The sequence below is a fragment of the Paenibacillus macerans genome, from assembly GCF_900454495.1.
Classification (GTDB): domain Bacteria; phylum Bacillota; class Bacilli; order Paenibacillales; family Paenibacillaceae; genus Fontibacillus; species Fontibacillus macerans.
In genome coordinates this window covers 52,392-78,435 of sequence record NZ_UGSI01000002.1, presented here as the reverse complement: position 1 = coordinate 78,435, position 26,044 = coordinate 52,392, and the positions used below count along the sequence as shown (strand labels likewise).

Sequence of the window (26,044 nt, the reverse complement as noted above, 5' to 3'; positions counted from 1 at the left end):
AATTAAAAAACGAACGATTTTCATACTGCTTTTTATGATTGTTCGGAAATAATGTGATTGCCGCACTCCGAAACCGAAAGTTTTCGGCAAAAAAGGGATGTCCGCCGCCGATGTCAATAATAGACTCACGCGGACATCCCCCTCCTGAACCTTGACCCTGCTTGCAGTTTAAAGATCGCCACCGCCTTTTGCAGGTCTTCAGACAACGCCGACAGCTGGCGGATCGCCGCAGCGATTTCCCCCATCGCCGCGCTTTGCTGCTCGCTCGCCGCCACTTCTTCGGAAGAAGCCGCCTGCTCCTGCGTCACGCCGGAGATTTGCTGCACCGAGGCCGAGATGCTCTGATAGGAATTTTCTACCAGAACCAAGGATTTCAGCAGCTGATCGGTGCGGGCGGAGAAATCGCCGATGCCCTGGAAAATATCCTGAAAGTTCTGGTACGTCTGCCCCATCCATTTTTGCCCCTCTTCAATCGCCCGGTTGCCTTCACCGATGCTCTCAATCACCAAGCGGCTGTTCTCCTGCGTTCCCGCTACCAGCTCCGTAATCGACGCCGCGGCGGCGGCCGACTGCTCGGCAAGCTTGCGCACCTCGCCTGCGACCACGGCAAAGCCCCGGCCCGCTTCGCCGACCCTCGCCGCTTCGATGGAAGCGTTCAGCGCCAGCAAGTTGGTCTGCTGGGCAATATCGGTGATCATGCCGATGACGTCGCCGATTTCCTTAGACCGTTCTTCCAATTGCCCGGCCGTCGTCACCGAATGGCGCATTACCTTTTCAATCGTATTCATTTGACTCAAAGTATGATCGACCATGTTCCGCCCTTCCGCCGACTGCTGGCTGACCTTCCCGGCGATGGACTGCATCTCGTTCACATCCGCCACGACCCCGGACAGCTGCCGCTCGATTTCCATGACCGACGCGGAGCTATGCGCGATCGATTCCACCACCTCGTTGATCCCCTCGCTCATGTTGTTCATCGATACCGCTACCTGCTGGGCGCTTTCGCTGGACTCCTTGGTTACGTGCATCAGTTGGGAACTAGTGCCCGATACCTCTTTCGATGAGGTCGAAATATGGCCGATCAGCCGCTTCATGCTGTCACTCATCGCGCGGAAGGCGTCCGCCAGCCGGCCGACTTCGTCCACGTTTCTAACCCGGACTTCCTCGGACAAATCGCCCGTGGCCATCCGTTCCGTCGCATGCACCAGCGTTTTATGAAATGGCAGGTTTTGATTTTCTTCAAGTTAAATGCCTGCTAAATTGCTCGACGGTTTGCTGCCAACCCCAAACTTACGGTTGCCGCAGGCGCTATTTGCTTCAATAACGCCAATTTTAAATGCTAACGGTTGCCACAAGCGCTATTTGTTCAAATAACGTTGATTTCAAATTGTAACGGTTGCCATGGTGCTTATTTCGTTGAAAACCGGTAATTTTTGCTTGGATTCAGGCAAATAACGGCGATCGCAACCGTTAGAATTTAAAAAAGGTCTTTTTTCGGCAAATAGCCGCTGCTGCAACCGCTAGACTTTCGGCCGTTCGTTCCCGTTGCCCGCTTTAACTTAAACAAAAAAAGAGCCGACGATAAACGTCAGCTCTTGTATCTTGCTCGTACCATATACTTCAATCAGCAGCTAAATAATATGGACAATTAGTTCCTTCCTGCGTGTTTTGCAGTGTCTTTATAATTTTTACCCGGCAAACGCGTCGGTATGCGCCCGTTCGTAGTTGGCGAATTTGTTGAAGTTCTTCAGGAACACCAGCTCGACCGTCCCGACCGGCCCGTTCCGCTGCTTGGCAATGATGATTTCGATGATGTTCTTCTTTTCGGTCTCTTGATTATAGTAATCGTCCCGGTACAGAAACGCCACGATGTCAGCGTCCTGCTCGATCGAACCGGATTCCCGCAAGTCGGACATCATCGGCCGCTTGTCCTGCCGCTGCTCGACGCCCCGGCTAAGCTGGGACAAGGCGATGACCGGCACTTCCAGCTCCCGCGCAATCTGCTTGAGCGTCCGCGAAATCTCGGATACTTCCTGCTGCCGGTTTTCGCCCGGTTTGCCCCGGCCGTGGATCAGCTGCAGGTAATCGATCAGAATCATGCCGAGGCCCTTTTCCTTCTTTAAGCGGCGGCATTTCGCCCGGATATCCGCGACCGTCACGCCCGGCGTATCGTCGATGTAAATCTCCGCTTCCGACAAGGCGGCGATGCCCATCGTCAGCTTCGCCCAATCGTCGTCGTTTTTGAAATCGCCGGTCCGCATGATCCCCGCGTCGAGGTTGGCCTCGGCGCAGATCATCCGCTGCACCAGCTGCGCCGCGGACATTTCCAGACTGAAGATGGCGACCGTCTCTTTGGCGCGCACCGCCACGTTCTGGGCGATATTCAGCGCAAACGCCGTTTTGCCTACCGACGGCCGGGCCGCCACGATAATCAAATCGCTGCGCTGGAACCCCGCCGTCATTCGGTCCAAATCGACGAAGCCGGAAGGAATGCCGGTCGTCGTTCCGCGGTTCTGATGGAGCTGCTCGACGCGGTCGAACACCTCCATCACCACGTCGCGGATCGCCACGAACCCGCTGCCCGAGCTGCGGTTGGAAATCTCCAGGATGCTCCGCTCGGCGTCGCTGAGCATGCCGGAGACGTCCTCGCCGCCGGCATAACCGTCGCTGACGATCTGCGTCGCCGTGCGGATCAACCGCCGCAGCATCGACTTTTCCTCGATGATCCGCGCGTAATAATCCACGTTCGCGGCCGTCGGCACGGCATGCGCGAGCTTGGCCAAATAGCTGACCCCGCCGATATCTTCCAATTCGCCGCGGTCCTTCAATTTGGCCGTCAGCGTGACAAGGTCGATCGGCTTGCTCTCCTCGCCAAGCTGAACCATCGCTTCAAATATCAACTGATGGGGCTTGTCATAGAAATCTTCGGTCCGCACCCGCTCCATCGCGGTGATGAGGGCCTCCGACTGAAGCAGGATCGCCCCAAGCACCGCCTGCTCCGCTTCCAGATTTTGCGGGGGGATCCGATCGAAAAACAGATCGCCGCTCATTTACTCCTCCGCCACGTGAACCTTCAGCGTCGATTTTACTTCCGGATGCAGCTTCACCGAAACCTGGGTCACGCCAAGCGAGCGAATCGGTTCGGGCATTTCGATTTTCCGTTTATCCAGCTTCACGCCGGATTTCTCCAGCGCGTCCGCCACCTGCTTGCTGGTGATCGCGCCGAACAGGCGTCCGCCTTCACCGGCTTTCGCTTTCAGTTCAACGGTGATCTCTTCGAGCTTCTTGCCCAGCTGGATCGCGTCTTCCTTCTCCTGTGCCTTTCGTTTTAGCTCCGCCGCCGTTTGCTGCTCCAGCGTTTTCACGTTGCCTTCCGTCGCCGGACGGACCAATCCGCGCGGGATCAGGAAATTTTGCGCGTAGCCTTCCGATACGTTTTTGATTTCCCCTTTTTTGCCTTGACCTTTGACATCCTGCAAAAAGATTACTTTCATTCGAACAACCCCTCTTCCTTCTCCATTTCATCCAGCACGGCGAGCAGCTTCTTCTCCGCTTCCGCCTGGGTTCCTTCCAGCTGCACGGCGGCATTGGTCAAATGCCCCCCGCCGCCCAGCCGTTCCATTACAACCTGCACGTTCATGCTGCCGAGCGAACGGGCGCTGATGCCGATCAGGCCGTCCGGCCGCTCGCAGATCACAAACGAAGCCTGCACGCCCGTCATGTTCAGCAGCGTATCGGCCACCTGGGCGATCAGCAGCTGCGGGACTTTGCGGCCCGGCTCCGCCGCGGCTACGGCAATATGCCCGTGAATCATCCGCGCATGCTTGATGATATCGGCCTTGGCGATATACTCTTTCAGGTCTTCCTTCAGCAGCCGCTGCACCAGCACCGTGTCGGCCCCGTTCCGCCGCAGGAACGCCGCCGCCTCGAACGTGCGCGACCCGGTATGCAGCGCAAAATGCTTCGTATCGACCGTCATCCCCGCCAGCAGCGTCGTCGCCTCCAGCGGGCTGATCTCCACCTTCTCGTGAATGTACTGCAACAGCTCGGTTACGAGCTCGCAGGCGGAGGAGGCGTACGGTTCCAGATAGACGAGCACCGCGTCGCTCACGAATTCCTCGCCCCGCCGATGGTGGTCCACGACGACTACCCGGCTCGCCTCCTCCACCAGCCGCGGCTCCATCGTGATCGACGCCTTATGCGTGTCCACGAGCACGAGCAGCGTATGCTGCGTCATCATACCGAGCGCCTGCTCGGGCGTAATGAACCGCCGCATCAAGGCGTCGTCCTTGCCGATATGCTCCATCAGGCTGCCGATGCCCGGGTTCGGGCCATCCAGGACGATGTGGGCTTCGACCTTGTACATATCGGCGGCTTTCAGCACGCCGATGGAGGCGCCGATCACGTCGAAGTCCGGGACGCGATGGCCCATGATGATGACGCGGTCGCTCTCCTGCATCAGGTCGCGCAGAGCGTGCGCGATGACGCGGGCGCGAACGCGCGTCCGCTTCTCTATGGCGCCCGATTTGCCGCCATAGAAAGACAACCTCTGACCGGCCTTCACCGCGGCCTGGTCGCCCCCCCGCCCGAGCGCCATATCGAGGCTGGACTGGGCGAGTTCGCCCAGCTCGCTGAAGCGCTCGGTGCCGAAAGCGAGGCCGATGCTGAGCGTAATCGGCACCTTCAGGTCCGCGGTCATCTCGCGGACCTCGTCGAGGATGACGAACCGGCTTTGCTCCAGTTCGTTCAGCGATCTCTGATTCAGGATCATCAGATACCGTTCGGAAGACAGCCGACGCAGATAAACGCGGTACTGTTTGGCCCATTCCGTGATCGCTGTCGCGACCCGGGCGATCAACGCCGTCCGCTGCTGGTCGTCCATCCCCTGCGTCGCCTCGTCGAGATTGTCCAGCAGAACGATGCCCAGCGCGGCGCGTTCGTCTTCGTAGCGCTCGCGCAGCACGGCCAGTTCCGTCATATCGTGGATGTAAATGAGCCGCTCCGCCTGATCAACGGTAAGCTCGTAATAACGATCATCCACCATCGCTTCCGCTTTCGTTTTTCCGCCGTGTCCTTCCTTCTTGTCCCGTCCCCCCGGCTGCGGCAGCTGCAGCTGCGGCAGCAGCTCGGCGAGCGGCTGACCGACGACCGAATCCCTGCCGTACATCCCGCCGACGAACCGGTTGTGCCATTCCACGGTCCGGTCCTCACTGTAGAGCATTAGCCCAAACGGAAGACTGCCGACCACTTGGCCTTCCACCCGTTTGACGCGATAGTTCAGATCCGTGACGTAACGGACCAGTTCCTTGCGGAACCGGCGTTCCGCCTGCAGCATGTTATAGGTCAGCACCCCGACCAGGCAAAGGCTGACGAGTCCCAGAATCCAGTTGTAATAGGAGACGAAGATGACGAGCAGCAGCTGAAGCATGAACATCCACACGGTTTGATAACCGTACCAACGTTTTTGCAAAAGATTTGGCATGCCTTCTCACCCTATCGTCTTGGTCTAGTAATCATATCCCGCAGCGGAAAAGCGATGTCCAGAATCCCCACGATACGCAAAGGCGGAATGAACAAGAGCGCCACCACGAGCAGCACCGGTATGGCCGGGTTCCACCTGCGATGATAAGCCACAAAGAAGAAGAAGCTTGCCGTTTGTACCATAAACAAAAACTGCAGCAGCGGCATCAGATTGAGCACGATCGTGCCGAGGAACCCATTTTGTATGACTCCGCCGGCAAACAATTGGATCAGCAGCCCGATCAAATAGTACCAGATTAGCGAGCGCGGAAGCTTCCAGTCCCGGATCGGCGCCAGCTTCGGAACGGCATGCCCCAGACTGGCCAGCGTCGGCCGGGAGACGGCATGGGCCACGGCGGCCATCAGCAGCGAGCAGACGATCATCGTGAACGGCACCATCCGTACGGTCAGGCTGGAAAACTGCTGGCTCAACTCTGGCGACCAGACCAACCCGCCCGACATGGAGCTGTCGGCCACGTCCTGCAAAGGCGCAACCGCCGCATTGATCATATCTTCAATGGCCGTGGCCAGATTGAAGTTGAAGAACACCGTGCTGATCAGCAGCACCAGAATAAATTCCAGCAGGAGCGTCCCGGTCCCGGACATCACGATCCGAAAGGCCGGGCTTCTTTTTTTATATAAATAACCCATCACGATCGCGGGGATGATGAAAAACACAGCCTCCAGCAATAGGAACGGCCCGAAAACAAGCGCCGCAATCAGCCAAACGGCCGCCGTATGCGCGATAAACGCTCTGGTGGACAACGTCGTGTAGAGCAAGACGCCCGGTACCATTAGAAAAAAAATCGTAACAACGGTCAGCGGAGTAGCGAGTGACAGCAGAAGCAGCAAATAAACGGCGCTCCAGGCCACCGATGTCCAGCGCAACTTCAAATGGGTTCACCTCTTACGCATATGTTCTTCAAGTGCAGATATATCCTGATACCAATCCTCCAACTGGTGACCCTCCTGCTGATGCTTCCTTAGTTTTTCCAGAATACTGTCATCCATATCCCGATAGGAAACACCAAGTCTGCGCCCCAAAATATAGCTGCTGACGATCAGACTGGCAAGACTGTCCGTTACCCGTGTCGTGCTGCCTTCCCAAAGTGCCTTAAACAAACGGGATACGTGATCGACAACTTCGGTTTTAAGCCATTCAATCACCTTGGCGCGTTTGGCCACATCCATTTCCCTTTGCATGGCGGACAGCTTCCACCCTCCCCGAAAAAAACTTATTCTTCATTATAGCATATAGCAAATGCGCCAAGGGACGCAAACGCCTTCTATTTATTGGATTCCAGCACGTTTCTGGTGACGAACTTTTCGCAATATTCGATAATTTGGCTGCGGCGGACGATACCGATAAACCGCCCCCGGTCGTCCACTACCGGCACGAAGTTCTGCACCTTTGCCAAATTGATCAAATCCTCCATATCCGCATCGATGCGCACCGGCTTGATATCCATCTTGAGCGGAACATCCTTCAGCAAAAATTTTGAAGCGGTCTCAAAGTTTATTTTGCCGCCGGAGTTTTTCATATGCCACAGCAAATCGCCTTCGGTCACCGTTCCGACATAGGCCCCGTCCTGGCTGATAATCGGCACCGCCGTATAACGGTGAAACTCCATCCGCTCCAGCGTCTGCCGCAGTGTGGAATCCAGCGTGACGGTGACGACATCGTTTTTGGGCAATAAAAAAAATGCAATATTCATCGGATCGAAATCCTCCTCACCTTTCTTCAGGCTCCCCTATTTGTTACGTTTCAAAACGGGAGTTGTTCCGCCCATCCCGCGAGAAATCGGCAGCCGGAAACCGGACTGCCGAATTTTTTCACTATATTTTAAAATATGACGGGATTCTACGGCTATGCTCCTATCGCTCTCCCGCTATTGCGCCGCGGACGTTCCCGAATCGCTTCCGTTTGAAGCCCCGGCTTCAGTCTCGGCCTTTTCCGCGTCGCGCGATTCCGGTGTAATCAATTTATCCGGCTCCGTTTCCGGATCGATCCAGCTCCCGATCATCTCTTTGGCGAAGGCGACATCCTCTTCGTTGGCTTTATCATAATAAATCCCTTTGATGCGCATCCCTTCGCCCATAATGGTGAACCCGCTGATCTGTGGCTGCTGCTTCCCGAGCAGCACCTGCTTCGACAGGTCGATGATTTTGCTTGGCGCAAGATCGGTTTTGAAGTTTTCCCCCATCATGTCCATCAATTCGGGAATTTTCGTCACCTGGTCCAGCTTCAGCATCCGGTTTACCATCGCATTCAAAAAGATCTGATGGCGTTTCGTCCGTTCAAAGTCGCTGTCCTCCCGGTATCTGACGTAATTAAGCGCTTCTTCCCCGCTATACAGCGGTTTGCCGGCCTTAATCGTAAATTTCTCGTGGTATTTCTCCTTATTGACGATATCCTTGGTGATCGGCAGCTCAATGCCGCCCAGGGCGTCTACAATTTCCCTCAGCCCATGAAAGTTGATCGCCGCATAATAATCGGCCGGATAACCGAGTAAGTTCTCCACGGTGTCCTTCGCCATTTTCTCGCCGCCAAAAGCATACGCGTGGTTAATCTTATCCATACTGCCTTTACCCACAATTTCCGTATACGTATCGCGGGGAATGGAAATGAGCAGCACTTTTTCCTCTTCCGGGCGCACCACCGCATAAATCATCGTATCGGATCGGGCCGGTTCATTATCCCGTTGATCGACACCAAGCAGCAGTATGGTGAACGGCTCCTGTCCCTGCTCCTGAGCAACCTGCTGCGGCTCCGTTTCGCCCCCCAGCGGAGCATAGGATTCCTGCAATTGCTTCTCCACCTGTCCGGAGAGGAACAAGTCAAACGCCATGATGGCCAGCGGCTTGCGGAACATGTAGGCTCCCGCCCCGATGATCAGCACGATGGCGATGATTGCAATCCACGACTTTTTACCTAGCTTCTTCTTTTTACGCTTCGAGCTGCGTTTCTGCCTTTCTATCATATGATGCCTCCGTTTTTAATTCATAGATTTAAATTTCCATTATATAGTAAAAATACCATTCCCAACTTGCCGACAAAAATATCTCTATCGTTTCGTACTATAACACATTGAGGAATTACGGTACAACAATAACCGACATACCTCCCGCCGGACAGGCCGCTTAGGTATCTGGTAAAACATCTCCCAGCGCAAGAGATTAATCCGACAAGATACATTTTCTCGTCACCACATTCTGTCACCATATTCTAACGGTTGCCACAGCCGCTATTTGCTCCAATATCGCCGTTTTCATATTCTAACGGTTGCCGTAGCACTAGCGTTGCAAGAACACTAACATCAATTTTCAGCAAAACCCACATTTGGATTATTGAAACTATAAATGGATTTTTTTACAGTCATTTTTTAAGCTTAAGACCAAAAAGCCAAGGTTACCTAATGCGTAGGTCGCGATGTCCCATTAAATGTATATAATGGATATTATTCCTTGAACTTGCTTGGCTTAATTATCCCAACCATTGTGCGCACCGATAACGCTTTGGGACCTGACCCCGGACGTCTCCCCGGACTACTTCGACTGGGTTTCCGATCCAGTTCGGTTCGAAAGGATCGCCATGAACGGTACAAATACTCGCGGAGAATCCGGAGCACTTGCCAGTTTGTTTTTGCCGTTTGGGTGCTGTGCCGGATGTGCTCCACGAGCAAGGCAGTAATTAAAGCCAAGAATAACTGGTTCCAAATAGCCTGTGGTTTATGACTGTGCAGCTTCTTCAATCGCAAATGTTGCTTCAGCCATTTAAAATACAACTCGATGAGCCAGCGATTTTTGTAGATCTGCGCGATTTCTTCAGCGGTCTTATCCCATACCGATGTAAAAATACGATAAGTCCGTTCCTGCTCGTCATAAAACTCCACCAAACGAACGGAATGTTCCATGGATCGGAAGGAACTGCCCACGCAAACCTTGGCGTCCCGCGTGATGTTCGAGCCTTCCGGAACAGGATACTCCTCAATGACGGTGGCAAGCGCGCGATCTCGCATACGGATCACAAACTGGATGTTGTCCTGGACCCATTGATCCATCCGGGCATAATCATCATAACCGCGATCCATCACATAAATCGCATCCGAGGGGACGACCAGTTCAACGGCCCCCGCACGATCCCCTACATTGAGCGAACTGGGGATCATGGCATCAGGAAATAGCTTGTCGGGAGCTGTAACAACGAGGCGCAGATGCATCTTGACGCCGCTACTCTTATTTGACATCTTGGCCCAACTTCCAAGTTGAAGCGGCAGTCGAATGCTGGAAGAATCAATGATGTGCAATTTCCCGCTCTGGCCCTGGTGGCAAGCACGTTGCTGTGTTTGTGATGCCAGATGCTGAAACATCCACTCCAACAGCTCCGTTGGGATCTGATCGAGTTTTCGGGATAATTGCGAGCCGCTGATACTCTCCAACTGTAGAAGCTGCTGAAGTTTCGGCTCAGCACGAAGTGCAATTTCCATTTCACCGTAAGATGACCATTGTTTCAACTGAGCATTGATGAAGAGCATGATCGCTTTCATCGTGGTAAGTTTCTTGGTGTAATGGTCGAAGAGTAAACGTTGATGCACATCGATGGGCAGTAAGGAAATCAGTTGACAAATGACCGTTTTAGCTTTAACGTTATCCATGGTTGGTCTCCTTTTGTAGAGAGTTATGGACAACGTACCTACCTCTTTACAATAGGAGATTTTTTATGCTTTTTCCATGAAAAATGATCATAATTACCCATATTTAACTAATATTTGATTATTCGCGTTAGGTTTTATGCAACGCTAGTGTTGCCGTAGCGCTTATTTAGCTAAAACCCGGCGATTTGGGCTCAGATTTGAGCAGATAACCGCGCTCACAACCGTTAAAATTTAGAAAGGGTCTTTTTATGCAAAATAGCGAATAATACAACCGTTAGATTTCTGACGTGATCTCAAATGGAATAGCGGGCAAGGTGTACCTGAGATTTTGTATAAGCGTTAATGCAACGCCAGTGCCCTAACGGGCCCACATGACCCTATTTCGCTCTAAACCCGTTCACCCAAGCCGATTTGAGGTAAATAAGGTCATCTGTGTCCGTACATTTTGCATACGTCCGTTTTTCCGAAAATAACGGCTCTGGTGTCCCTTAGCCCCAGATTCCCCTTCTCCTCCCTTCTCTAGCTGCGCAACCTCCCTAACCCTGCCGAAAATTCCATAAAGAAGCCAGACCGCGTTTAGCGGTAGTTTTCCTTGAAGTATCAGGAAACCGAGGCTCCGAATCCAAAAAAACAGAGGCCTGTTCCTCATATGAGAGCAGCCCCCTGTTCTTTCTATTATTCCATTGCTACCGATTTCCAGCCTTATACCAAACCGCTATCCGCGCCGAGCGGAAAGTGGCAAGCCACTTGGCGGCCGGGCCCGGCTTCCGTCAGCTTCGGCTCCACCTTGGCGCATTTGTCCCCGGCAAACGGGCAGCGGGTGTGGAACCGGCAGCCCGATGGCGGATTTGCCGGCGACGGCACATCCCCCTGCAGCACGACGCGCTCCTTGCGGCGTCCCGGCGCAGGCTTGGGAATCGCCGACAGCAAGGCGGCCGTATAAGGATGAAGCGGCGCGGCAAACAACGTTTCGGTTTCCCCCACCTCCACCAGTTTGCCGAGGTACATCACCCCTACCCGGTCCGATATGTGACGGACGACATTCAAACCGTGGGCAATGAACAAAAACGTCAACCCCAATTCACGCTGCAGCTTCATCAGCAAATTGATGACCTGCGATTGCACGGAGACGTCCAGCGCCGAAACAGCCTCATCCGCGACGATAAATTTCGGGTTCAGGGCAATTGCCCGGGCAATACCGATCCGCTGCCGCTGTCCCCCGGAAAATTCGTGCGGGTACCGGTTGCGCCGGCTGGCATCCAGCCCGACCAGCTCCATCAGCTCAACAACGCGCTCGTCGATCTGTTTGGCCGACATGCTGCGGTGAACGCGCAGCGGTTCGCCGATGATATCCCTAACCAGAAAACGCGGATTCAGCGAGCCAAACGGATCTTGAAAAATGATCTGCATTTCCTCGCGCAATTTTCGCAGCTCCTGGCCCTTTAACTTGTGAATATCCCGCCCCCGGAACACGACCTCCCCGTCCGTCGCGCCCTGAAGCCGTAATATAACGCGTCCCAACGTCGATTTGCCGCAGCCCGATTCACCGACGAGCCCGAAGGTCTCTCCTTGGCGAATGGCCAATGAAACGTCGTCAACGGCTTTCACGTGCCCAACGACCCGGCTTAACAATCCTTTTTGAATCGGAAAATATTTCTTTACGTTGCGGATATCCACCAAAATCTCCCCGGAATCTTGGCTCTCCGCCTTCGGTGCTGACTGCAAAGGCGCCGTGTTGATGATCATGCCGGTTTCACCCCGCTTCTTCCGCTGGGCTCCCCCGCCGCGAACACCGGCTTATCCTCATACAACCAGCACGCCGCGCGATGATCGTTCCCAACCAGAAATTCGCCGGGCTCCTTCTGCCGGCAAATGTCCTTAGCATACGGACAGCGGGGATGAAACCGGCACCCCGAGGGCAGCTGTCCGATCGGCGGAATCGTTCCCTGGATCGTATACAGCTCGCCTCCGCGCTCCCCTTCAAAGCCCGGAATCGATTGCAGCAGCCCCACTGTATATGGATGGCTCGGATGGGCGAAGATTTCCTCCACCGGCCCTTCCTCCACGATCGCTCCAGCGTACATGACGGCGACCCGGTCGGCCATTTCCGCGGCCACGCCCATGTCGTGCGTAATCAGTAAAATCGACATCCCCAGCTCGGCCTGCAGCTTCCGCAGCAGATCGAGAATTTGCGCCTGCACCGTCACGTCCAGCGCCGTCGTCGGTTCATCGGCGATCAGCAACTCCGGATTGCAAGCTAGGGCAATGGCGATCACGACGCGCTGGCACATGCCCCCCGACAGCTCGTGCGGATATTGCTTGGCGCGGATCTCCGGAGCCGGAATCCCGACCAGACGCAGCAAATCGACCGCCATGCTCCAGGCTTCCTCCCCGTTTTTGTTCTGGTGCAGCTTTAAGCTTTCGGCAATTTGCTCCCCGGCCGTAAATACCGGGTTTAGCGCCGACATCGGATCCTGGAATATCATGGCAATCCGATTTCCGCGGATTTGGCGCATTTCCTCCTGGCTCATCTGCGACAGATTCTGCCCGCGGAACCTGATATCTCCCTCCAAAATCATCCCCCCGGCATAATCAAGCAGCCGCATAATGGCCAGCGAGGTGACGCTTTTTCCGCTGCCCGACTCGCCGACCAGGCACAGCGTTTGCCCTTTGTCCAGGCTAAGCGAGATGCGGTCGGTTGCCTTGACGACGCCCTGCTCCGCAAGAAACCCTGCCGTCAATTTGCGGATTTCGAGTAATTTTTCCGCCACTTTGTCAGCCTCCTCCGCGATTTGCTGATGTTCTGTCTGGGATCCAGGGCGTCGCGAATGCCGTCGCCGATAAAGTTCACCGCCAGCACAACGATCAGGATGCACAGCCCGGGATAAACGGCTTGCATTTTATCGATCAGCATAAATTCCTGCGCATTGCTGAGCATAAGCCCCCAACTCGTCGCCGGCGCCTGGATGCCGAGCCCCAGGTAGGACAAAGCCGATTCGCTCAAAATGGCCGTGCCTACCATTAACGTCGCATTGACGATAATCGGAAAGCTGGAATTGCGCAGCAGATGGCGGAAAATGATCCCCATATCCGATACCCCGATCGCCCTTGCCGCTTCCACATACTGCATTTCCCGCAGCTGCAGAAAGTTGCCCCGGACCAGACGGGCGATGCTCATCCAGCTCGTCAAGGCCAAAATCATGATCATGTACCGGATTTCGGACCCGAAGATGGCAAGCACAAGGATATTGAGAAACAAGGTGGGCACCGAATTCATCACATCAACGATGCGCATGCATACCGTGTCGACCCAGCCGCCGAAGTACCCGGACAACGCCCCGACGACCGATCCGATCACAACCGACGCCAAAGCCACGGAAAAGCCGATCAGCAAGGAAATGCGGGCGCTGTACAGCAGCCGGGTAAAAATATCCCGCCCCAGCTCATCGGTGCCGAGCAGATGCCCTGGCGAACCGGCCGGAAGGTTGGCGTACAACAGATCGATTTTCGCCGGATCATGCCTTGAAATCAGCGGTGCCAATACAGCGGCGATAATGAAAAACAACAGCACGCCCAGACCCGTCATGGCGTACGGATTATGCGAAAATTTGCTCCAGAGCATTCTCCATGGGCCGGGCGGCTTTTTGGACGAAAGCGCCGGCTCGGCTTTGCCGCCGGTTACGGAAGATTCCGCCGGCTTCGGAACGGGCGGCTCCGGAGAAGGGCCGGACGGATACGGAACTTTCAGCTCGCTCACGCCGCCGTTCCCCCCTTCTGCCCCAATTTGACCCGCGGATCCACGATCGCGTACAAAATGTCCGCCAGGAGGCTGCCGATAACTACCACGACAGCGGTAACGATGGTAATTGCCATCAGTACGGAATATTCACGCGCCGTGGCCATCTCAACATATAATCGGCCCATGCCCGGCCAGTTAAACACGTTTTCCGTCAAAGCGGCTCCCCCGACCAGCAGCGGCAAATCAAGGCCGATGATCGTGATGATCGGAATGAGCGCGTTGCGCAGCGCATGCCGGAACACCACCTTGCGTTCCTTGACGCCTTTGGCCCGTGCGGTGCGGATGTAATCCTGCTCCAGCACCTCAAGCATGCTCGCGCGCGCGTATTTCATATAAGAAGCCAAGAACCCCAAAGACAGCACCGAGACCGGCAGCACCAGATGCATAAACAAATCGGCGATGCTGCCTTCCTTGCCGCGGCTGTGCATGTCCGAAAGCGGAAACCAGTCGAGTCCCAGGGAAAGCCACTGCTGCAGCAAAATGCCGAACCAGAACGTCGGCATGGCAAACCCCAAATAAGAGATAAAAGACGCGGTCTGGTCGGACAAGCCGTACTCCTTCGTACTGTTGTAAATCCCCCAGGGAAGCGCAATAACCAGCGTCACCAGCCAGGCCGCCCCCATCAAAATCAGCGTGTTGGCGATCCGCGGCCACAGCAGATCCCCCACCGGAAGATGATTTTTAAACGTATAACCGAGGTCGCCCCGCAGCAGGTCCCCCACCCAGCGGACGTACTGGACGGGGATCGGCTGATCGAGTCCAAGATTACGCTTCTGCTGTTCGAACGTTTCCGGCGATAAGCCCGGAGCCAGCATCATCTGGGTGGGACCGCCCGGAGCAGCGTGGATGAGCAGAAAGGTGACGACCGTAATCAAAAATATGACCAGCACCGATTGCAGCAAACGACGGATCAGATATTCTGTCATTGTTTACCCTCCCGAGGCAGCAGGCGATAGAACCACCGGACCCTTTCCATGAAAGAGAAGGAGAAAGAGAGTGCTCCCTTTCCCCTCCGGCGATTCTATTTCCCGTACGCCTTTTCTAGTCGGTTACCCACCATTTGATGACATGGAAGTATTGACCGTATCCAAGCGACGGTTCCGGACGGTCTTCTTCCGCCCAATGCACCCGAGGTCCCGTTCCGATCGCCTGCCCGTATTGATACAGGAACACGTAAGGCAAATCGGTGGAGATCTCCTTGGCCACTTCTTTATAAATCGCCTGCCGTTCCGCCTGATCGACCGTCGAGTATCCGTCCACCCATAGCTGATCCAGCTTCTCGTTTTTGTACCAGCCGCTGTTTTGGCCCGCCGGCGGGAAATATTTAGAGGAGAATACGTTTTCCGAATCGGGATCCGGCGTATTCAGCGACCAGCCGAGCAGGATCGCTTGGTATTTGCCCGGCGTTACGTTCTGGTCGATCCATGCCGCGAAATCGATCGCTTTCGGGGTCACCTCGATCCCGACATCCTTCAGATTTTGCTGAACGATCGCAGCGATCTGCTCGCGGCGGCTGTTTCCGGCGTTGTACTGCAGTTCAAAGGAGAAGCGGTGTCCGTCCTTCTCGAGAATGCCGTCCTTGCCGGCCACCCAGCCGTCTTCGGCCAGCAGCTGTTTCGCCTTTTCCGGATCATAGGGATAATTTACGGCCGCGTCTTTCGGGTCCGCCCACGTATCCGGCAGGAACGGCGCATTCATCAGCGCGCCGACGCCTTTCAGCACATTGTCGACCATGCCTTGACGGTTAAGGGCATAAGCGATCGCCTGTCTCGTCTTTTGCCCTGCAAACAATCCGTAATTGTCCTTGAAGTTTTTCGGGTCAAAATTAAAGTTGACGTATTCGTACTGAGCCCCCGGCTTTTGGATGATCGCGATATCCTTGTTCGCTTTTACAGCTTCCACCTGAGTCACAGGTATCGCGCTGATATGGTCCGTATCGCCTTTCAGAAGCGCCTGTACTTCGGTGTTTTGATCGGCGTAAATTTTGTAAATGACTTGGGAGATATGCGGTTTCACCGCCCCCCAATAGTTAGGGTCCGCATCCAGCGTATGGCTTTCGCCCTGTTTCCACGCCGTCCACTTCCACGGTCCGCTCGTGACCGTCTTGGCCGGATCGGTGCCGAAGGCGTTCTTCTGCAGTTCCTTCACCGGAACGTCCTTCAAGATATGGGCCGGAGCCAATTCTTGGACCAGTGAATACTGGAACGGAGCATAAACCTGCTTCAGCGTAATATTAACGGTATGGTCATCGACCTTTTTCATTTTGTCGATTTTGTCATATAAACCTATTCCGGGAGCCCCGGTATCCGGGTTGCGAATCGTGTCGAACGTATAAATGATATCGTCTGCGGTCACCGGCTGTCCGTCGCTCCACTTCGCCGTATCCTTCAGCTTCACGGTGTACGTTTTGCTGTCCTCGGAAATTTGCGGAAGTTCCGCGGCCAATGACCACGGTTCGGCGGCGACATTTCCTTCCCGGTCCAAATCATACAACTTGGCAAAAATAAACTGCTCCACATCCCCCGAAGACGTGTCATTTATTAAAATCGGATTTACATTGACGATATCGGAAAACGAACTGAGCGTAAGCGTTCCGCCGTCCACCGGTTCATTGGCCGCCTTATCCGTTCCCGGCTCGGACGAATTTTCGGTTGGCGTCTTGTTTTCTGGCGCAGGTGTTTTGGAAGCCGTGTTGTCCGTGCTGCAGCCCGTAAACAAGATTCCGACCAGCGATAAAATAAGTAAAACCGACCACAATTTGCTCCTTCTGCCCATGATGCAATGACTCCTCCTTTTGAATTATGTAATTGAAACCGATCCTCTTATGGGAAAAAATCACAGTTGAATTATTGATCATAATACATGTGAAAATATCTTACGTCAATATCTTTTTTAGCAAACTGTTGGTTCCTGAATTATCATATTTTTCAAAAAATATAAATTAAAAGTTTGTGTAAAACGCTTACAACGTTTAATAAGTTATGTTTTATTACATATAACTAACATTAATGATAGCTTGTTTTTGACACATATTACATAAATATGACAAGATACGACTAGGCTTGTCTATAAAATAATCACATTTTGTCGTATCGCATCGATTGATATCGTTCAATCTCAGGGTTAGTATGTTAGAAAACCTGGCCAATTTCCCCCGCCCTTCTGGGGCATAGAGAAAAGAAAGGATCACGGAGCGGAACAATAATCCGCCTGTGATCCTGCTTTTGTTGTATATTAGAATGAATTAGAATACCTCGTAATTATGACCATAGTTATTATCCCAATACGTTTGCCCACCGGTTGTATACGAAATCGCATATTTAACATTGGTAGCACCCGGAACATTGAAACTGTAGTTCCAATTTTCAACACTATTGAAATTATTCAAGGAGCCATTATAAGTGGCGTAGCCCTCTTGAGTCGTTGCCCAATCATCCGTTGTGTACCGTATCTTCACGATTTTCGTAGGATCCAGGTTTTTCACATAAATATTTCCGCTAAATTCACCATTGCTCAGAGTACTATTGGCGTTAAGCACATTTGGTGATCCCAAAATCACGGATCTAAGTGGAACTGTACTATTCACTTCATTGTAATAATTCGCTGACCCGTTGTTATCCCAATAGCTCTGGTTATTCACTTCGTATTTGATTGAGAATTTTATGAATCTCAGATTCTTCAACTCAGAATGTTCTGTTGTGGAACCATTTGTGGAAATGCTAAAACGCCATTTCTCATGGTTTACATCTGTCGGACCTACATAATACGCACTCGTATCATACCAATTTGTGTTATCTGTCGTGTAATGGACAGTCACATTCTTCACGGGTCCCAGATTAACCACTTCAATATTGCCGCTGAATCCGACATATCCAGGTTTATATATAACGCTGACATCCGAGTCAATAAGCTTGACCTCATCACCGCTCGCAAATGCCGATCCAGCAAAAGATACACCAAAAATCAGAGTAAACATCATCAATCCAGCAAATATTTTTTTTATTGCTTTCACAATTTTACCTCCTCTAATTTTAAATCTTCACACCTGAGTCTGAACCGACAAGGAAAACATATATTTGTAGGCTTTATTGTTCTTTCATCCCTCCTTCAACTGTTCGAAACCATTTTGCTCCTTTCTGAAAGCCAATCATTTACTGTACAAAGGATAACTCTGGTGGGAATTTATGTAAATAGTAAATAAGTAACATATTTTGTACAAATACCTATTCTTTCTTCGGTTCTACTACGAGAACTCTTCCCCTTCTTTCATGAGCCAAAGTCCCTGCGCATCGCCCTCTACTCCGCCGGAAAATGTATATTCACAAAAAAAGCAGCCGGAACCATGTAGGTTCCGGCTGCCGTTTTCAGCTTGCCGATTACTCCGTAGTGTAAGGAAGCAATGCGATTTGACGAGAGCGCTTGATGGCAACCGTCAAAAGGCGTTGGTATTTCGCGCTGGTGCCCGTTACACGACGAGGCAAAATTTTGCCGCGTTCGCTGATGAATTTCTTCAGCAACTCGGTGTCTTTATAATCAATGTGAGTAATTTTATTCACAGTGAAGTAGCACACTTTACGACGTTTGTTGCGGCCGCCGCGGCGAGCCGGTCTCTTGTCGTCTCCGCCTTCTCTTTGTTTGAAGCTCATGCTTTTCAGTCCCTTCCGTAATTAAAATGGCAAATCGTCATCCGAAATGTCGATCGGTTTCCCGTCATCGGAGAAAGGATCATCTTGATTGCTGCGCGAGAATCCGCCGCTGCCACGGTTGTTGCCACCGTTGCCGCTGCCACCGCCTCCGAATGGAGACTCCTCCCGCATGCCGCCTCCGCCACCTGAGCCGCCTTCGCGGTTCGATTCCAAGAAACGGACATTGTCGGCAATAACTTCGGTGACGTACACACGCCGGCCTTCGTTATTTTCGTAATTCCGTACTTGAATACGTCCTTCCACCGCGGTAAGCCGTCCTTTCCGCAAATAGTTCGCGCAAGTCTCAGCGAGCTGCCTCCAGGTGACCACCGGAATGAAATCCGCTTCCCGTTCTCCACCCTGCGAGGTGAACGGTCTGTCCACCGCAATCGTAAACTGAGTCACCGCCACGCCGGAAGGCGTATAGCGAAGCTCGGGATCCCGGGTAAGACGTCCGATTAGAATGACACGGTTCAACAATCAAATCCCCTCCTTCGGGAAGTGTTTACTCAAACTTGAACAATTAGGCTACGTCTTTCGTGATGAGATAACGGATAACCTCGTCGGAAATCTTCAAAATCCGCTCAAGCTCGGCAACCACTTCAGGGGCAGCCGTGAAATTTACGAGCACGTAAATTCCGTCGCGAACCTTGTTAATCTCATACGCAAGCCGGCGTTTGCCCAACACGTCGTGTTTGGTAATTTCACCGCCGTTTTGGATGATACCTTGGAATTTTTCGACTGTAGCTTGAACAGCTTCTTGTTCAACGTCAGGACGAATAATGTACATCACTTCATATTTGCGCATCTGATTCACCTCCTCTTGGACTATGGCCCCTAAATTGCTGCGCTTAGGAGCAAGGAGCGAGCGTAAACTCGCACCATATTAATATACCAAATTGCCCGGGCCACTGCAAGTGCAAGCCTAAAGAGAGCCCAAACGGCCCCGGGATATAGATCGCGGCGGTTTAACGGCCGCCCTGGTTTTCCGTTTTCCCCGCAGCCGTCAAATCTTTGAATTTACTGGACTTCGTGCCGTAAGTCCCCTGCATCACGGCAATCCCCAAGACGGCGACCGCCAGCGTAATGGCCAGCGCGAGACGGGACCCGATTTCCCAAGCGGCCCCCGTAACGAGCGAGCCGATAAATGACCCCAGATACTGGATGCTGTTGAATATTCCGTTGGTCGTCCCCCGATAGCCGGCGCCGGCCATATCGTTGACGCAGCTTTGGGCGATCGTGGACACGCAAATGTAACAAACCATAAACAATACGCTGCCCGCCAAAATAAACCCGTAGCTCAGCTTGTAGAACAAGGCGATACCGACGGCGCAGAGCAAAAAAGCGGCTTGCAGCAAAATAAAGCGGTACCCTTTGGCCGCGATTCGGCCGGAAAATTTCAAAGCAATAATCGCTACGGCCACCGCAGGCATAAACACCTTCCACATTCCGTCCGTTCCCGTGATGGTCTGCAGATCCATCGGAACGATGTAAAACACGGCCACCATAACATAATTGTTGATGAAAGCAGCCGCGTTTAATTTTAAGTAGGCCTTATTTTTCAGCAAACTCTTCATCAGCGGTTTTAAACCGGACGGAACGTCTTCCCCCGCGGGCCGGCCTGCCGCCGCCCCCCCTGGCTCCCTCTCAGGCTCCTTTAAAAAGAACAAAATGAGCAGCCAGCTTACAGTAATAATGAAGGCGCACGCCAGAAACATTTCGTTGACGGTCAATATCCGGTGCACCATCGGCCCGAAGGCAAACGAAGCCGCAGCGGCAAAGCCGATGCTGGCGCTCGCGATGCTCATCGCTCTCAGACGCAGCCGTTCGTCCAATCCTGCGGATATCCAGGAAAATACCACGGCTATGACCGCGCCGCTCCCCTGAAGGGCGCGGGCTGCAATCAGCCAGTAGATGCTGGTGGCGTAATAAGCGAGGACAAGCCCGACGATGACCTGGGCAAATCCGATCAATATGACTTTTTTATTTCCGATTTTATCGCTCCATAATCCGAACGGAATCTGAAACACGGCCTGCGCCAGACCAAACACGCCCAGCGCCACCCCGGCGAGCGTCGGCGTATATCCGCTCAGCGATTTGGAATACACCGATATAAACGGCATCACCATCGTCATCGCAACCTGCCGGATGCTGACCGCGGTACTAAGGATTAGCAAAAAGCCAAGCCCTGCTCTTGTGAAACCTTCTGTCTTGTATTTGCCGGTGCCGTTCATTGCATCGTCTGCTCCCAATCTTGCGGCATATTTTGATGGATGATCCAGGATTTATCGATATGCTCGCGGAAAAATTGCGGCGTAACTACCGCTTTTACTTTAATATGGCCCGTGATTCCCGTTTGTTCGCTTCTTTGCCGCTCCAACTCGGCGAACGTCCCCGGCCGGAATTGTACATAATGGGGCGGCTTAATGATCGTTCGCGAATAATTGCGGTAGGCGATGCGGATCTCTTTCAATGCCGCCGCAAAGGCGTCCATGAATTCGTTCATGGTCTCCGGCGATAGAACCTCTTTCATTTCAATCCCCAGACAATGGTGGACAAAACAATCCCGGTCCATCCAGCCGAAAAACAGATGAGGCCCCGCCTTCAGCTTGAGCCCGGCGGCAGCCTGATTAACGGCCTGGGCAATCTCCGCTTCGTTCAGCTTCTCCCCCGTTAAGTTGACCATGGACACCGTCCGTCCGACAACTTTGATCTGCGGCGGATCAGCCGACACGAATCTTACCACATCACCAGTCGTATAGCGGTACAGCCCATTAGAGCCCGTAATGATCATTTCGTACGGTACATCCTGCCTCACGTCCGCCAAAGGACACACGCTGCCGCTTTCCGGATCGCGAAATTCAAAGTAATACAAATCCGCGTTCAGCGTAAGCCCCGGGTCCTGCTCGGAATAAACGCAACCATACGCCCCTTCGGTGCCGGAATAAAAGTCGCTGACCCATACACCGTCGCCCAGCACTTGCCGGATTTGCGGAATAAACGTATCGTAAAGCACACCGGTAGACAACATCACCCGGAAGTTGGGCCATAGCTTCAGCAAATCGATACTGCCGTCGTCTCCCATCGCCGCCCGCACCGTCTCACGGTATTCGGGCAAGCGGGAAAATAAGCTGCCGCTCCGGTATTTAATATAATTCAATAAGTTCAGCGAGAAGCTGGTAATCCCGCCAATGCCGACAATATTGTGCTTTAGCGCGTATTTGGCCGTTTCAAACATTCTGCGGTCGTAATCTTCAAGCTCCATCACCGAATCGGGGACCGGATTAATATCCCTCAGCCTTGAGTTGTAGGAACTCATGATGCCGGAAATATAGCCGACCGGTACCCCGTTGATTTCCCCGACCTTCCGCGGCCCCGCCGTCGATAAAACCTTTCCGTCGGGCGGCAATAATAAGCCGCCGCCGGACTCCATATACCCGATTAAATTCCGCTTGGCGGCGCGAGACCACTGATCAAGGCTTTCACGGGTATGCGGTATCAGCTTGGCCGTGCCGGACGAACCGCTGGTTTTGGCCCAATAAAAGATTGGATCGCGGGTTAACACCCCCGGCTTCCGCTGCGCCTCTTCCAAATCGGGGGCGTATTCGTTATAACTTCTGACCGGTACGGCCCGGCGATACTGATCGGCCTCGCGCATTTGGGCAAACCCGTATCTCCGCCCTACTTCAGTCGATTCATTTTTACGGATGATGGACATCAGTAAATTTTGTTGTGTTATTTCAATGTCGGCAAGTGACTCACGAAAAGCGTTGAAATCTTCATACAATTGCCCCGTCAAGCGCTGTTTCGTAATCATCTTTGTACCATCCCTTTATTCGCAAATTCCTTTCATCAGAACCTGATACACTTCTTCCCAAGCTTGTTTCAAGGTCAGACCATGATCATGGAGAAACTGGTGCTCATAGATGATGGAACTCGTCTTCTCGATCATAAAAATGAGAATTTCCGGACGAATCGTCGGTCTCAGCAATCCTTGCCGCACTGCCCCGTTCAATAAATCGGTAAGCAGCCGCACTTTAAAGCGGCGGTAGGCCTCGACCTTTTCCCATTCCCGGGGATAGACCTGGCGGGCTTCTTCGATAACGGGCAAAGGCAACTTATATTTATGGTAGGAAAATACGGCAGCCCGGAACCGATCCCGCCATTCCTTGGCTTTATCCATTTCCTGAAGCGTACTGGTTCGATCGCTCCCCAACACCTCATCGAAAAAAACGGAAATAATATCGTCCTTGCCCGAAAAGTACTTGTATATGGTTTTCTTGCTGATGCCAAGCTGTGCGGCCAAATCGTCAAGCGTAAACCTCCGCAGACCATGCCGGCCAATAAGCTGAGAAGCTGTTTCGATTATCCGTTCCCGCAGCCTGCCTCCCTCCATTCTCCAACTAATTTCTACCCACACGGAAACTCAATTTAATTTTCTAGTTTCCTTGCTTATAGTACTACTTTTTCTATAATTTGTAAATCAGACTTTGGGTTTAAATTAGAATTCCGCCACATAACCTAAGAACGTTTTATAAAATTCCTCAAAGGAACTTAAAGGAGGCGGCAAGCGGCAATGGGTGAACAAACCGAATTTGAAGAAGGGCAACGGGCTCCGAACCCCGGCGTATACGTTGAGGTCGGCGAAGCGCGCAGCTTCCATACGCAAATTGAAAACCCCAAGCGGATAACGCTTGAAAAGGGCGACAAATTCCCGGAAACCACGAACAAAAACCGGAAGTGGAAAAAGGAAGAAAAAGCACGCGTTCATTAATCGCGAATTTCCAACTTTTTTCTCCGTATAAAAACCGGCCACCCGCACATAATATACTCAGACGGCGAGCAAGAGAGGTGTGGTTCCGTTGGATCAATCCGCAGGAAACAAACCATCAGGAGTATCTTGTCACTGCTTGTAGAAGCGTAAGAGCGCGGGTTGGGTAAGACCCCTCTTCTCCAATCCGCGTATGCTAAGGCAGTATCGAATGGTTCTCTAGCTTGTGTGAAAAGATTTCCAAAAATCAGTTCGCCGTCAACCAGGAAGGGCCCGCAAGGGTCCTTCTTTAATTTGGGCCTTATTTTTACAAAAAAGCCAACCCTGTTTGATATCGGAATGACACAGTTCCTTGCTGATGACTTTTACTGGATTCCAACGGCTGAAAACGAATCTGGTGCTCGGCAGGTATTATCCTAAAGTAAGAAGAGCCTGTTCCCGGAAGGAACAGGCTCTTCTTACTTTATTTTTATAACTTTAGATTACCGTTTCGAAATATCATTAAATCCTCGTTATGTAGAACACCTAAGGAATGACACAATTACAACTCGCGGAAAAAGCGGAGCTCCGTCCAAGCACGATAAGCGAAATAGTCAGAGATTCGCGAACAGTAATCAATAAGGAGCACTTGGCGAAGATCGCTGACGCGCTCGAAATCGACGACATATCAGAACTGATCGTATTAGAAAAGGAGTAGGCCTTTTTCACTTGTCAGTAAAAAAACAAACCTATTAATATGCAAAATGTACATACCGGCCGTCGACTGTTGAGTTCGCGGCTTTTTATAGTGCGCTTTCCGTGGAATTTACGGTAAAATTTTGCTAAATCCCTTGAAGTAACTTAGAACCTGGCTCAAAACCGAGATCAGTGCTTGACAATGACAAAATAAATTATGACTTTGGCTCTGAGGTGGCTGTCTATAGCGTTCGTGTCTTGGTATCCTGCATGCTGCTTTGCACGATTATCCCTTTAGTTCATGGGGTAGAGGGTGGGGGTTAATCACGGTCCTTTCATTTTTTTCGGTGTCTTGCCCCGTTCCTCCCGTCAGGTCTGCTTCACTTCTCCTAAACCTCCTTCTCACAAACCTGTCTAACGATCCGAGTATGTCTGCTTCTCCCAAACACATTATTCTTCCCCTGAATTTATCTTCCTCTGTGCTTCCGGATCAAACGGGATAATCATGCAAAGCGTCCGGACAGTGGGTGTTGATCTGCCGACTAACCCACCGGCCTTCCCTGTCCTCAAGCTTTCATCGCCCTTCCGATATTTCTTGCCACGATCGGTTACCGGCTTGACTGTCAAGCGCTGATTATTAGGTTGAGCTTAGAATAATTCTTCATTTATATCTGAAATAAATTGATTTTCTGATTCGTTTATCCATAATAAAAGCCTTCTACGCGATTATAACGTAGAAGGCTCGGAATCATTCAGGTATGTACAAATCATATTGATGCGGTTAGTGTATAATGGCGGAGAGGGTGGGATTCGAACCCACGCACGCCTTGCGACGCCTAGTTGATTTCGAGTCAACCCCCTTGGGCCTCTTGGGTACCTCTCCACAGCGAATTTTATTATACCATGGATCATGTACCAAAGCAATAGAATAATGCAGAATAAAAAAACAACCAAATTATGTAAATCCCATCCTCCCCAGACTGCAAGCAATTACGCGGAAAAAGAAAAAACAACCTGCACCGTGCAATTCAAGCAAGGAAGGCTGCTTTTGGGTTTTCTCAGCGTCTCCACCCTTAGGCATCATTCACTTTTGGGACGAAGGCTGCTTAGGCATGCTGACGGTGACGAAGTCGTTCCAGAAATCGGGGTTTCCAATCGACACATAACTGGCTCCGCTTCGGAAGGCCGTGTCGATCTCCTCCTGATTGCGGATTAGCCCTCCCGCTATCAACGGCTGGCCGATCCTCTGCTTGAACTCGCGGATAATACGCGGCATAAGTCCGGGCATGAGTTCCACCTCATCCGGCTCGCAATGCTGGATCATGCGAATCGCCGTTTCCACCGCCGCCGAATCGATCGCGAATACCCGTTGTATCGACTTGATGCCAACCTGCTTGGCCGCGACGACCATATTGCTTTTCGTCGTGACAATGCCGTCGATGTCGAACATTTCCGCCAAATACTCAATTACCGAGGCGTCCCGGCCGATCCCGCCCACCATTTCAACATGAACATAAATCTGCTTGTTCTTTTTGCGCAATTGCTTGACGATCTCATCCAGCGACATAATATTGCCCGCCATCAAGATAACGCGCTCGACTTTGCCGTCGACAGCAGCAGAGATCATGATGTCTTGAGTAATGGAAGCGATAATCGGATAGCTGCTCATGCTCCTCACCTCTTCCGCTGTTCTGAACTTAGCATACTGCCGATATATTAAGAAAATGCGTGCCTTTTGTTCAAATGATGTAAAAAAGAGGCGCATTCGGCACCATATACGTCGAACCACCTCTGTCGAGAACTATATAAGTTGAACTAATAATTGTACGGATATGGGCCGCCGGATGAAATGTTCTTACGATCGCTGCCCGCGCCAGATTTTCAGGATTGAACCAAATCCTTCAAACAAGCCGGAAATCCGCTGCTCAGAATCATTTTA

At 52.3% G+C, this 26,044-nt stretch carries 24 protein-coding genes and 1 tRNA gene; 2 read left to right on the top strand and 23 right to left on the bottom strand.

Annotation, left to right across the window (positions count from 1 at the left end):
• Positions 1 to 125: 125 nt before the first annotated feature.
• The 21 genes from DYE26_RS23435 to DYE26_RS23330 form a co-directional block, all read right to left on the bottom strand.
• On the bottom strand, positions 126 to 1,205 hold the full coding sequence (locus DYE26_RS23435; protein ID WP_255310176.1) for a methyl-accepting chemotaxis protein: 1,080 nt from the start codon (positions 1,203 to 1,205) through the stop codon (positions 126 to 128).
• Between the two features lie 483 nt (positions 1,206 to 1,688).
• Entirely contained in the window at positions 1,689 to 3,050 is a 1,362-nt protein-coding gene (gene dnaB, locus DYE26_RS23430; protein ID WP_036618272.1) for a replicative DNA helicase, read from the bottom strand.
• Positions 3,051 to 3,494 (bottom strand): 50S ribosomal protein L9, encoded by a 444-nt coding sequence (gene rplI, locus DYE26_RS23425; protein WP_036618270.1) that lies wholly within the window; start codon positions 3,492 to 3,494, stop codon positions 3,051 to 3,053. It abuts the gene before it with no gap.
• Complete coding sequence (locus tag DYE26_RS23420) at positions 3,491 to 5,482, bottom strand: DHH family phosphoesterase (protein ID WP_036618268.1); 1,992 nt, start codon at positions 5,480 to 5,482, stop codon at positions 3,491 to 3,493. The genes rplI and DYE26_RS23420 overlap by 4 nt, the downstream gene beginning before the upstream one ends.
• An 11-nt stretch (positions 5,483 to 5,493) precedes the next feature.
• A complete protein-coding gene (locus tag DYE26_RS23415; RefSeq protein ID WP_036618266.1) occupies positions 5,494 to 6,414 on the bottom strand; it encodes a DUF2232 domain-containing protein in 921 nt (306 codons plus the stop codon).
• Between the two features lie 6 nt (positions 6,415 to 6,420).
• On the bottom strand, positions 6,421 to 6,723 hold the full coding sequence (locus DYE26_RS23410) for a MazG-like family protein (RefSeq protein WP_036618264.1): 303 nt from the start codon (positions 6,721 to 6,723) through the stop codon (positions 6,421 to 6,423).
• Between the two features lie 83 nt (positions 6,724 to 6,806).
• On the bottom strand, positions 6,807 to 7,235 hold the full coding sequence (locus DYE26_RS23405; RefSeq protein ID WP_036618263.1) for a CBS domain-containing protein: 429 nt from the start codon (positions 7,233 to 7,235) through the stop codon (positions 6,807 to 6,809).
• Between the two features lie 174 nt (positions 7,236 to 7,409).
• Positions 7,410 to 8,501 (bottom strand): LCP family protein, encoded by a 1,092-nt coding sequence (locus DYE26_RS23400; protein ID WP_036618261.1) that lies wholly within the window; start codon positions 8,499 to 8,501, stop codon positions 7,410 to 7,412.
• A gap of 477 nt (positions 8,502 to 8,978) precedes the next feature.
• On the bottom strand, positions 8,979 to 10,175 hold the full coding sequence (locus DYE26_RS23395; RefSeq protein WP_115311256.1) for an IS4 family transposase: 1,197 nt from the start codon (positions 10,173 to 10,175) through the stop codon (positions 8,979 to 8,981).
• Positions 10,176 to 10,877: 702 nt separating this feature from the next.
• Entirely contained in the window at positions 10,878 to 11,921 is a 1,044-nt protein-coding gene (locus DYE26_RS23385; RefSeq protein ID WP_051985150.1) for an ABC transporter ATP-binding protein, read from the bottom strand.
• Positions 11,918 to 12,946, bottom strand: coding sequence for an ABC transporter ATP-binding protein (locus DYE26_RS23380; RefSeq protein ID WP_036618258.1), 1,029 nt, complete (start codon positions 12,944 to 12,946; stop codon positions 11,918 to 11,920). The genes DYE26_RS23385 and DYE26_RS23380 overlap by 4 nt, the downstream gene beginning before the upstream one ends.
• On the bottom strand, positions 12,913 to 13,923 hold the full coding sequence (locus DYE26_RS23375; RefSeq protein WP_230876947.1) for an ABC transporter permease: 1,011 nt from the start codon (positions 13,921 to 13,923) through the stop codon (positions 12,913 to 12,915). Before DYE26_RS23375 ends, DYE26_RS23380 begins: the two co-directional genes overlap by 34 nt.
• Before the next feature lie 5 nt (positions 13,924 to 13,928).
• The gene (locus tag DYE26_RS23370) at positions 13,929 to 14,900 is read right to left on the bottom strand and encodes an ABC transporter permease (RefSeq protein ID WP_036618254.1); all 972 of its coding nucleotides are present in this window, start codon (positions 14,898 to 14,900) and stop codon (positions 13,929 to 13,931) included.
• A gap of 115 nt (positions 14,901 to 15,015) precedes the next feature.
• Positions 15,016 to 16,749, bottom strand: coding sequence for a peptide-binding protein (locus DYE26_RS23365; protein WP_036618252.1), 1,734 nt, complete (start codon positions 16,747 to 16,749; stop codon positions 15,016 to 15,018).
• Between the two features lie 469 nt (positions 16,750 to 17,218).
• On the bottom strand, positions 17,219 to 17,986 hold the full coding sequence (locus tag DYE26_RS23360) for a carbohydrate-binding protein (RefSeq protein ID WP_051985149.1): 768 nt from the start codon (positions 17,984 to 17,986) through the stop codon (positions 17,219 to 17,221).
• Positions 17,987 to 18,350: 364 nt separating this feature from the next.
• Positions 18,351 to 18,620, bottom strand: a complete 270-nt coding sequence (gene rpsR / locus DYE26_RS23355; protein WP_082207605.1) for a 30S ribosomal protein S18 — start codon at positions 18,618 to 18,620, stop codon at positions 18,351 to 18,353.
• Between the two features lie 21 nt (positions 18,621 to 18,641).
• Positions 18,642 to 19,139 (bottom strand): single-stranded DNA-binding protein, encoded by a 498-nt coding sequence (gene ssb, locus DYE26_RS23350; protein WP_036618248.1) that lies wholly within the window; start codon positions 19,137 to 19,139, stop codon positions 18,642 to 18,644.
• 43 nt (positions 19,140 to 19,182) lie between these two features.
• Positions 19,183 to 19,467, bottom strand: a complete 285-nt coding sequence (rpsF, locus tag DYE26_RS23345; RefSeq protein WP_036618247.1) for a 30S ribosomal protein S6 — start codon at positions 19,465 to 19,467, stop codon at positions 19,183 to 19,185.
• Between the two features lie 160 nt (positions 19,468 to 19,627).
• On the bottom strand, positions 19,628 to 20,893 hold the full coding sequence (locus DYE26_RS23340; protein ID WP_063836287.1) for an MFS transporter: 1,266 nt from the start codon (positions 20,891 to 20,893) through the stop codon (positions 19,628 to 19,630).
• Complete coding sequence (locus DYE26_RS23335) at positions 20,890 to 22,476, bottom strand: GH3 family acyl-acid amido synthetase (protein ID WP_036618245.1); 1,587 nt, start codon at positions 22,474 to 22,476, stop codon at positions 20,890 to 20,892. The genes DYE26_RS23340 and DYE26_RS23335 overlap by 4 nt, the downstream gene beginning before the upstream one ends.
• A 15-nt stretch (positions 22,477 to 22,491) precedes the next feature.
• Positions 22,492 to 23,055: a TetR/AcrR family transcriptional regulator gene (locus tag DYE26_RS23330; protein WP_036618243.1), complete on the bottom strand. Its 564-nt coding sequence runs from the start codon at positions 23,053 to 23,055 to the stop codon at positions 22,492 to 22,494.
• A 180-nt stretch (positions 23,056 to 23,235) separates the two neighbouring features.
• Between DYE26_RS23330 and DYE26_RS23325 the strand changes: the two genes are divergently transcribed.
• Together DYE26_RS23325 and DYE26_RS23320 are read left to right on the top strand one after the other, a co-directional pair.
• Entirely contained in the window at positions 23,236 to 23,433 is a 198-nt protein-coding gene (locus tag DYE26_RS23325; RefSeq protein ID WP_036618241.1) for a YjzC family protein, read from the top strand.
• A gap of 529 nt (positions 23,434 to 23,962) precedes the next feature.
• A complete protein-coding gene (locus DYE26_RS23320) occupies positions 23,963 to 24,127 on the top strand; it encodes a helix-turn-helix domain-containing protein (RefSeq protein WP_036618239.1) in 165 nt (54 codons plus the stop codon).
• Positions 24,128 to 24,897: 770 nt separating this feature from the next.
• On the opposite strand, the gene DYE26_RS23315 is transcribed toward DYE26_RS23320, so the two are convergent.
• Together DYE26_RS23315 and DYE26_RS23310 are read right to left on the bottom strand one after the other, a co-directional pair.
• Positions 24,898 to 24,988: transfer RNA gene (locus DYE26_RS23315), tRNA-Ser, on the bottom strand.
• Positions 24,989 to 25,189: 201 nt separating this feature from the next.
• Positions 25,190 to 25,774: a glycerol-3-phosphate responsive antiterminator gene (locus tag DYE26_RS23310; protein ID WP_051985148.1), complete on the bottom strand. Its 585-nt coding sequence runs from the start codon at positions 25,772 to 25,774 to the stop codon at positions 25,190 to 25,192.
• Between the last annotated feature and the right edge of the window lie 270 nt (positions 25,775 to 26,044).

What these genes read in the sequence shown, in the direction of transcription:
- dnaB (WP_036618272.1), bottom strand. Translation starts at nt 3,050, where the DNA reads ATGAGCGGCGATCTGTTTTTCGATCGGATCCCCCCGCAAAATCTGGAA.
- rplI (WP_036618270.1), bottom strand. Translation starts at nt 3,494, where the DNA reads ATGAAAGTAATCTTTTTGCAGGATGTCAAAGGTCAAGGCAAAAAAGGG.
- DYE26_RS23420 (WP_036618268.1), bottom strand. Translation starts at nt 5,482, where the DNA reads ATGCCAAATCTTTTGCAAAAACGTTGGTACGGTTATCAAACCGTGTGG.
- DYE26_RS23410 (WP_036618264.1), bottom strand. Translation starts at nt 6,723, where the DNA reads ATGCAAAGGGAAATGGATGTGGCCAAACGCGCCAAGGTGATTGAATGG.
- DYE26_RS23405 (WP_036618263.1), bottom strand. Translation starts at nt 7,235, where the DNA reads ATGAATATTGCATTTTTTTTATTGCCCAAAAACGATGTCGTCACCGTC.
- DYE26_RS23400 (WP_036618261.1), bottom strand. Translation starts at nt 8,501, where the DNA reads ATGATAGAAAGGCAGAAACGCAGCTCGAAGCGTAAAAAGAAGAAGCTA.
- DYE26_RS23395 (WP_115311256.1), bottom strand. Translation starts at nt 10,175, where the DNA reads ATGGATAACGTTAAAGCTAAAACGGTCATTTGTCAACTGATTTCCTTA.
- DYE26_RS23385 (WP_051985150.1), bottom strand. Translation starts at nt 11,921, where the DNA reads ATGATCATCAACACGGCGCCTTTGCAGTCAGCACCGAAGGCGGAGAGC.
- DYE26_RS23370 (WP_036618254.1), bottom strand. Translation starts at nt 14,900, where the DNA reads ATGACAGAATATCTGATCCGTCGTTTGCTGCAATCGGTGCTGGTCATA.
- DYE26_RS23365 (WP_036618252.1), bottom strand. Translation starts at nt 16,749, where the DNA reads ATGGGCAGAAGGAGCAAATTGTGGTCGGTTTTACTTATTTTATCGCTG.
- rpsR (WP_082207605.1), bottom strand. Translation starts at nt 18,620, where the DNA reads ATGAGCTTCAAACAAAGAGAAGGCGGAGACGACAAGAGACCGGCTCGC.
- rpsF (WP_036618247.1), bottom strand. Translation starts at nt 19,467, where the DNA reads ATGCGCAAATATGAAGTGATGTACATTATTCGTCCTGACGTTGAACAA.
- DYE26_RS23340 (WP_063836287.1), bottom strand. Translation starts at nt 20,893, where the DNA reads ATGAACGGCACCGGCAAATACAAGACAGAAGGTTTCACAAGAGCAGGG.
- DYE26_RS23335 (WP_036618245.1), bottom strand. Translation starts at nt 22,476, where the DNA reads ATGATTACGAAACAGCGCTTGACGGGGCAATTGTATGAAGATTTCAAC.
- DYE26_RS23330 (WP_036618243.1), bottom strand. Translation starts at nt 23,055, where the DNA reads ATGGAGGGAGGCAGGCTGCGGGAACGGATAATCGAAACAGCTTCTCAG.
- DYE26_RS23325 (WP_036618241.1), top strand. Translation starts at nt 23,236, where the DNA reads ATGGGTGAACAAACCGAATTTGAAGAAGGGCAACGGGCTCCGAACCCC.
- DYE26_RS23320 (WP_036618239.1), top strand. Translation starts at nt 23,963, where the DNA reads ATGACACAATTACAACTCGCGGAAAAAGCGGAGCTCCGTCCAAGCACG.
- DYE26_RS23310 (WP_051985148.1), bottom strand. Translation starts at nt 25,774, where the DNA reads ATGAGCAGCTATCCGATTATCGCTTCCATTACTCAAGACATCATGATC.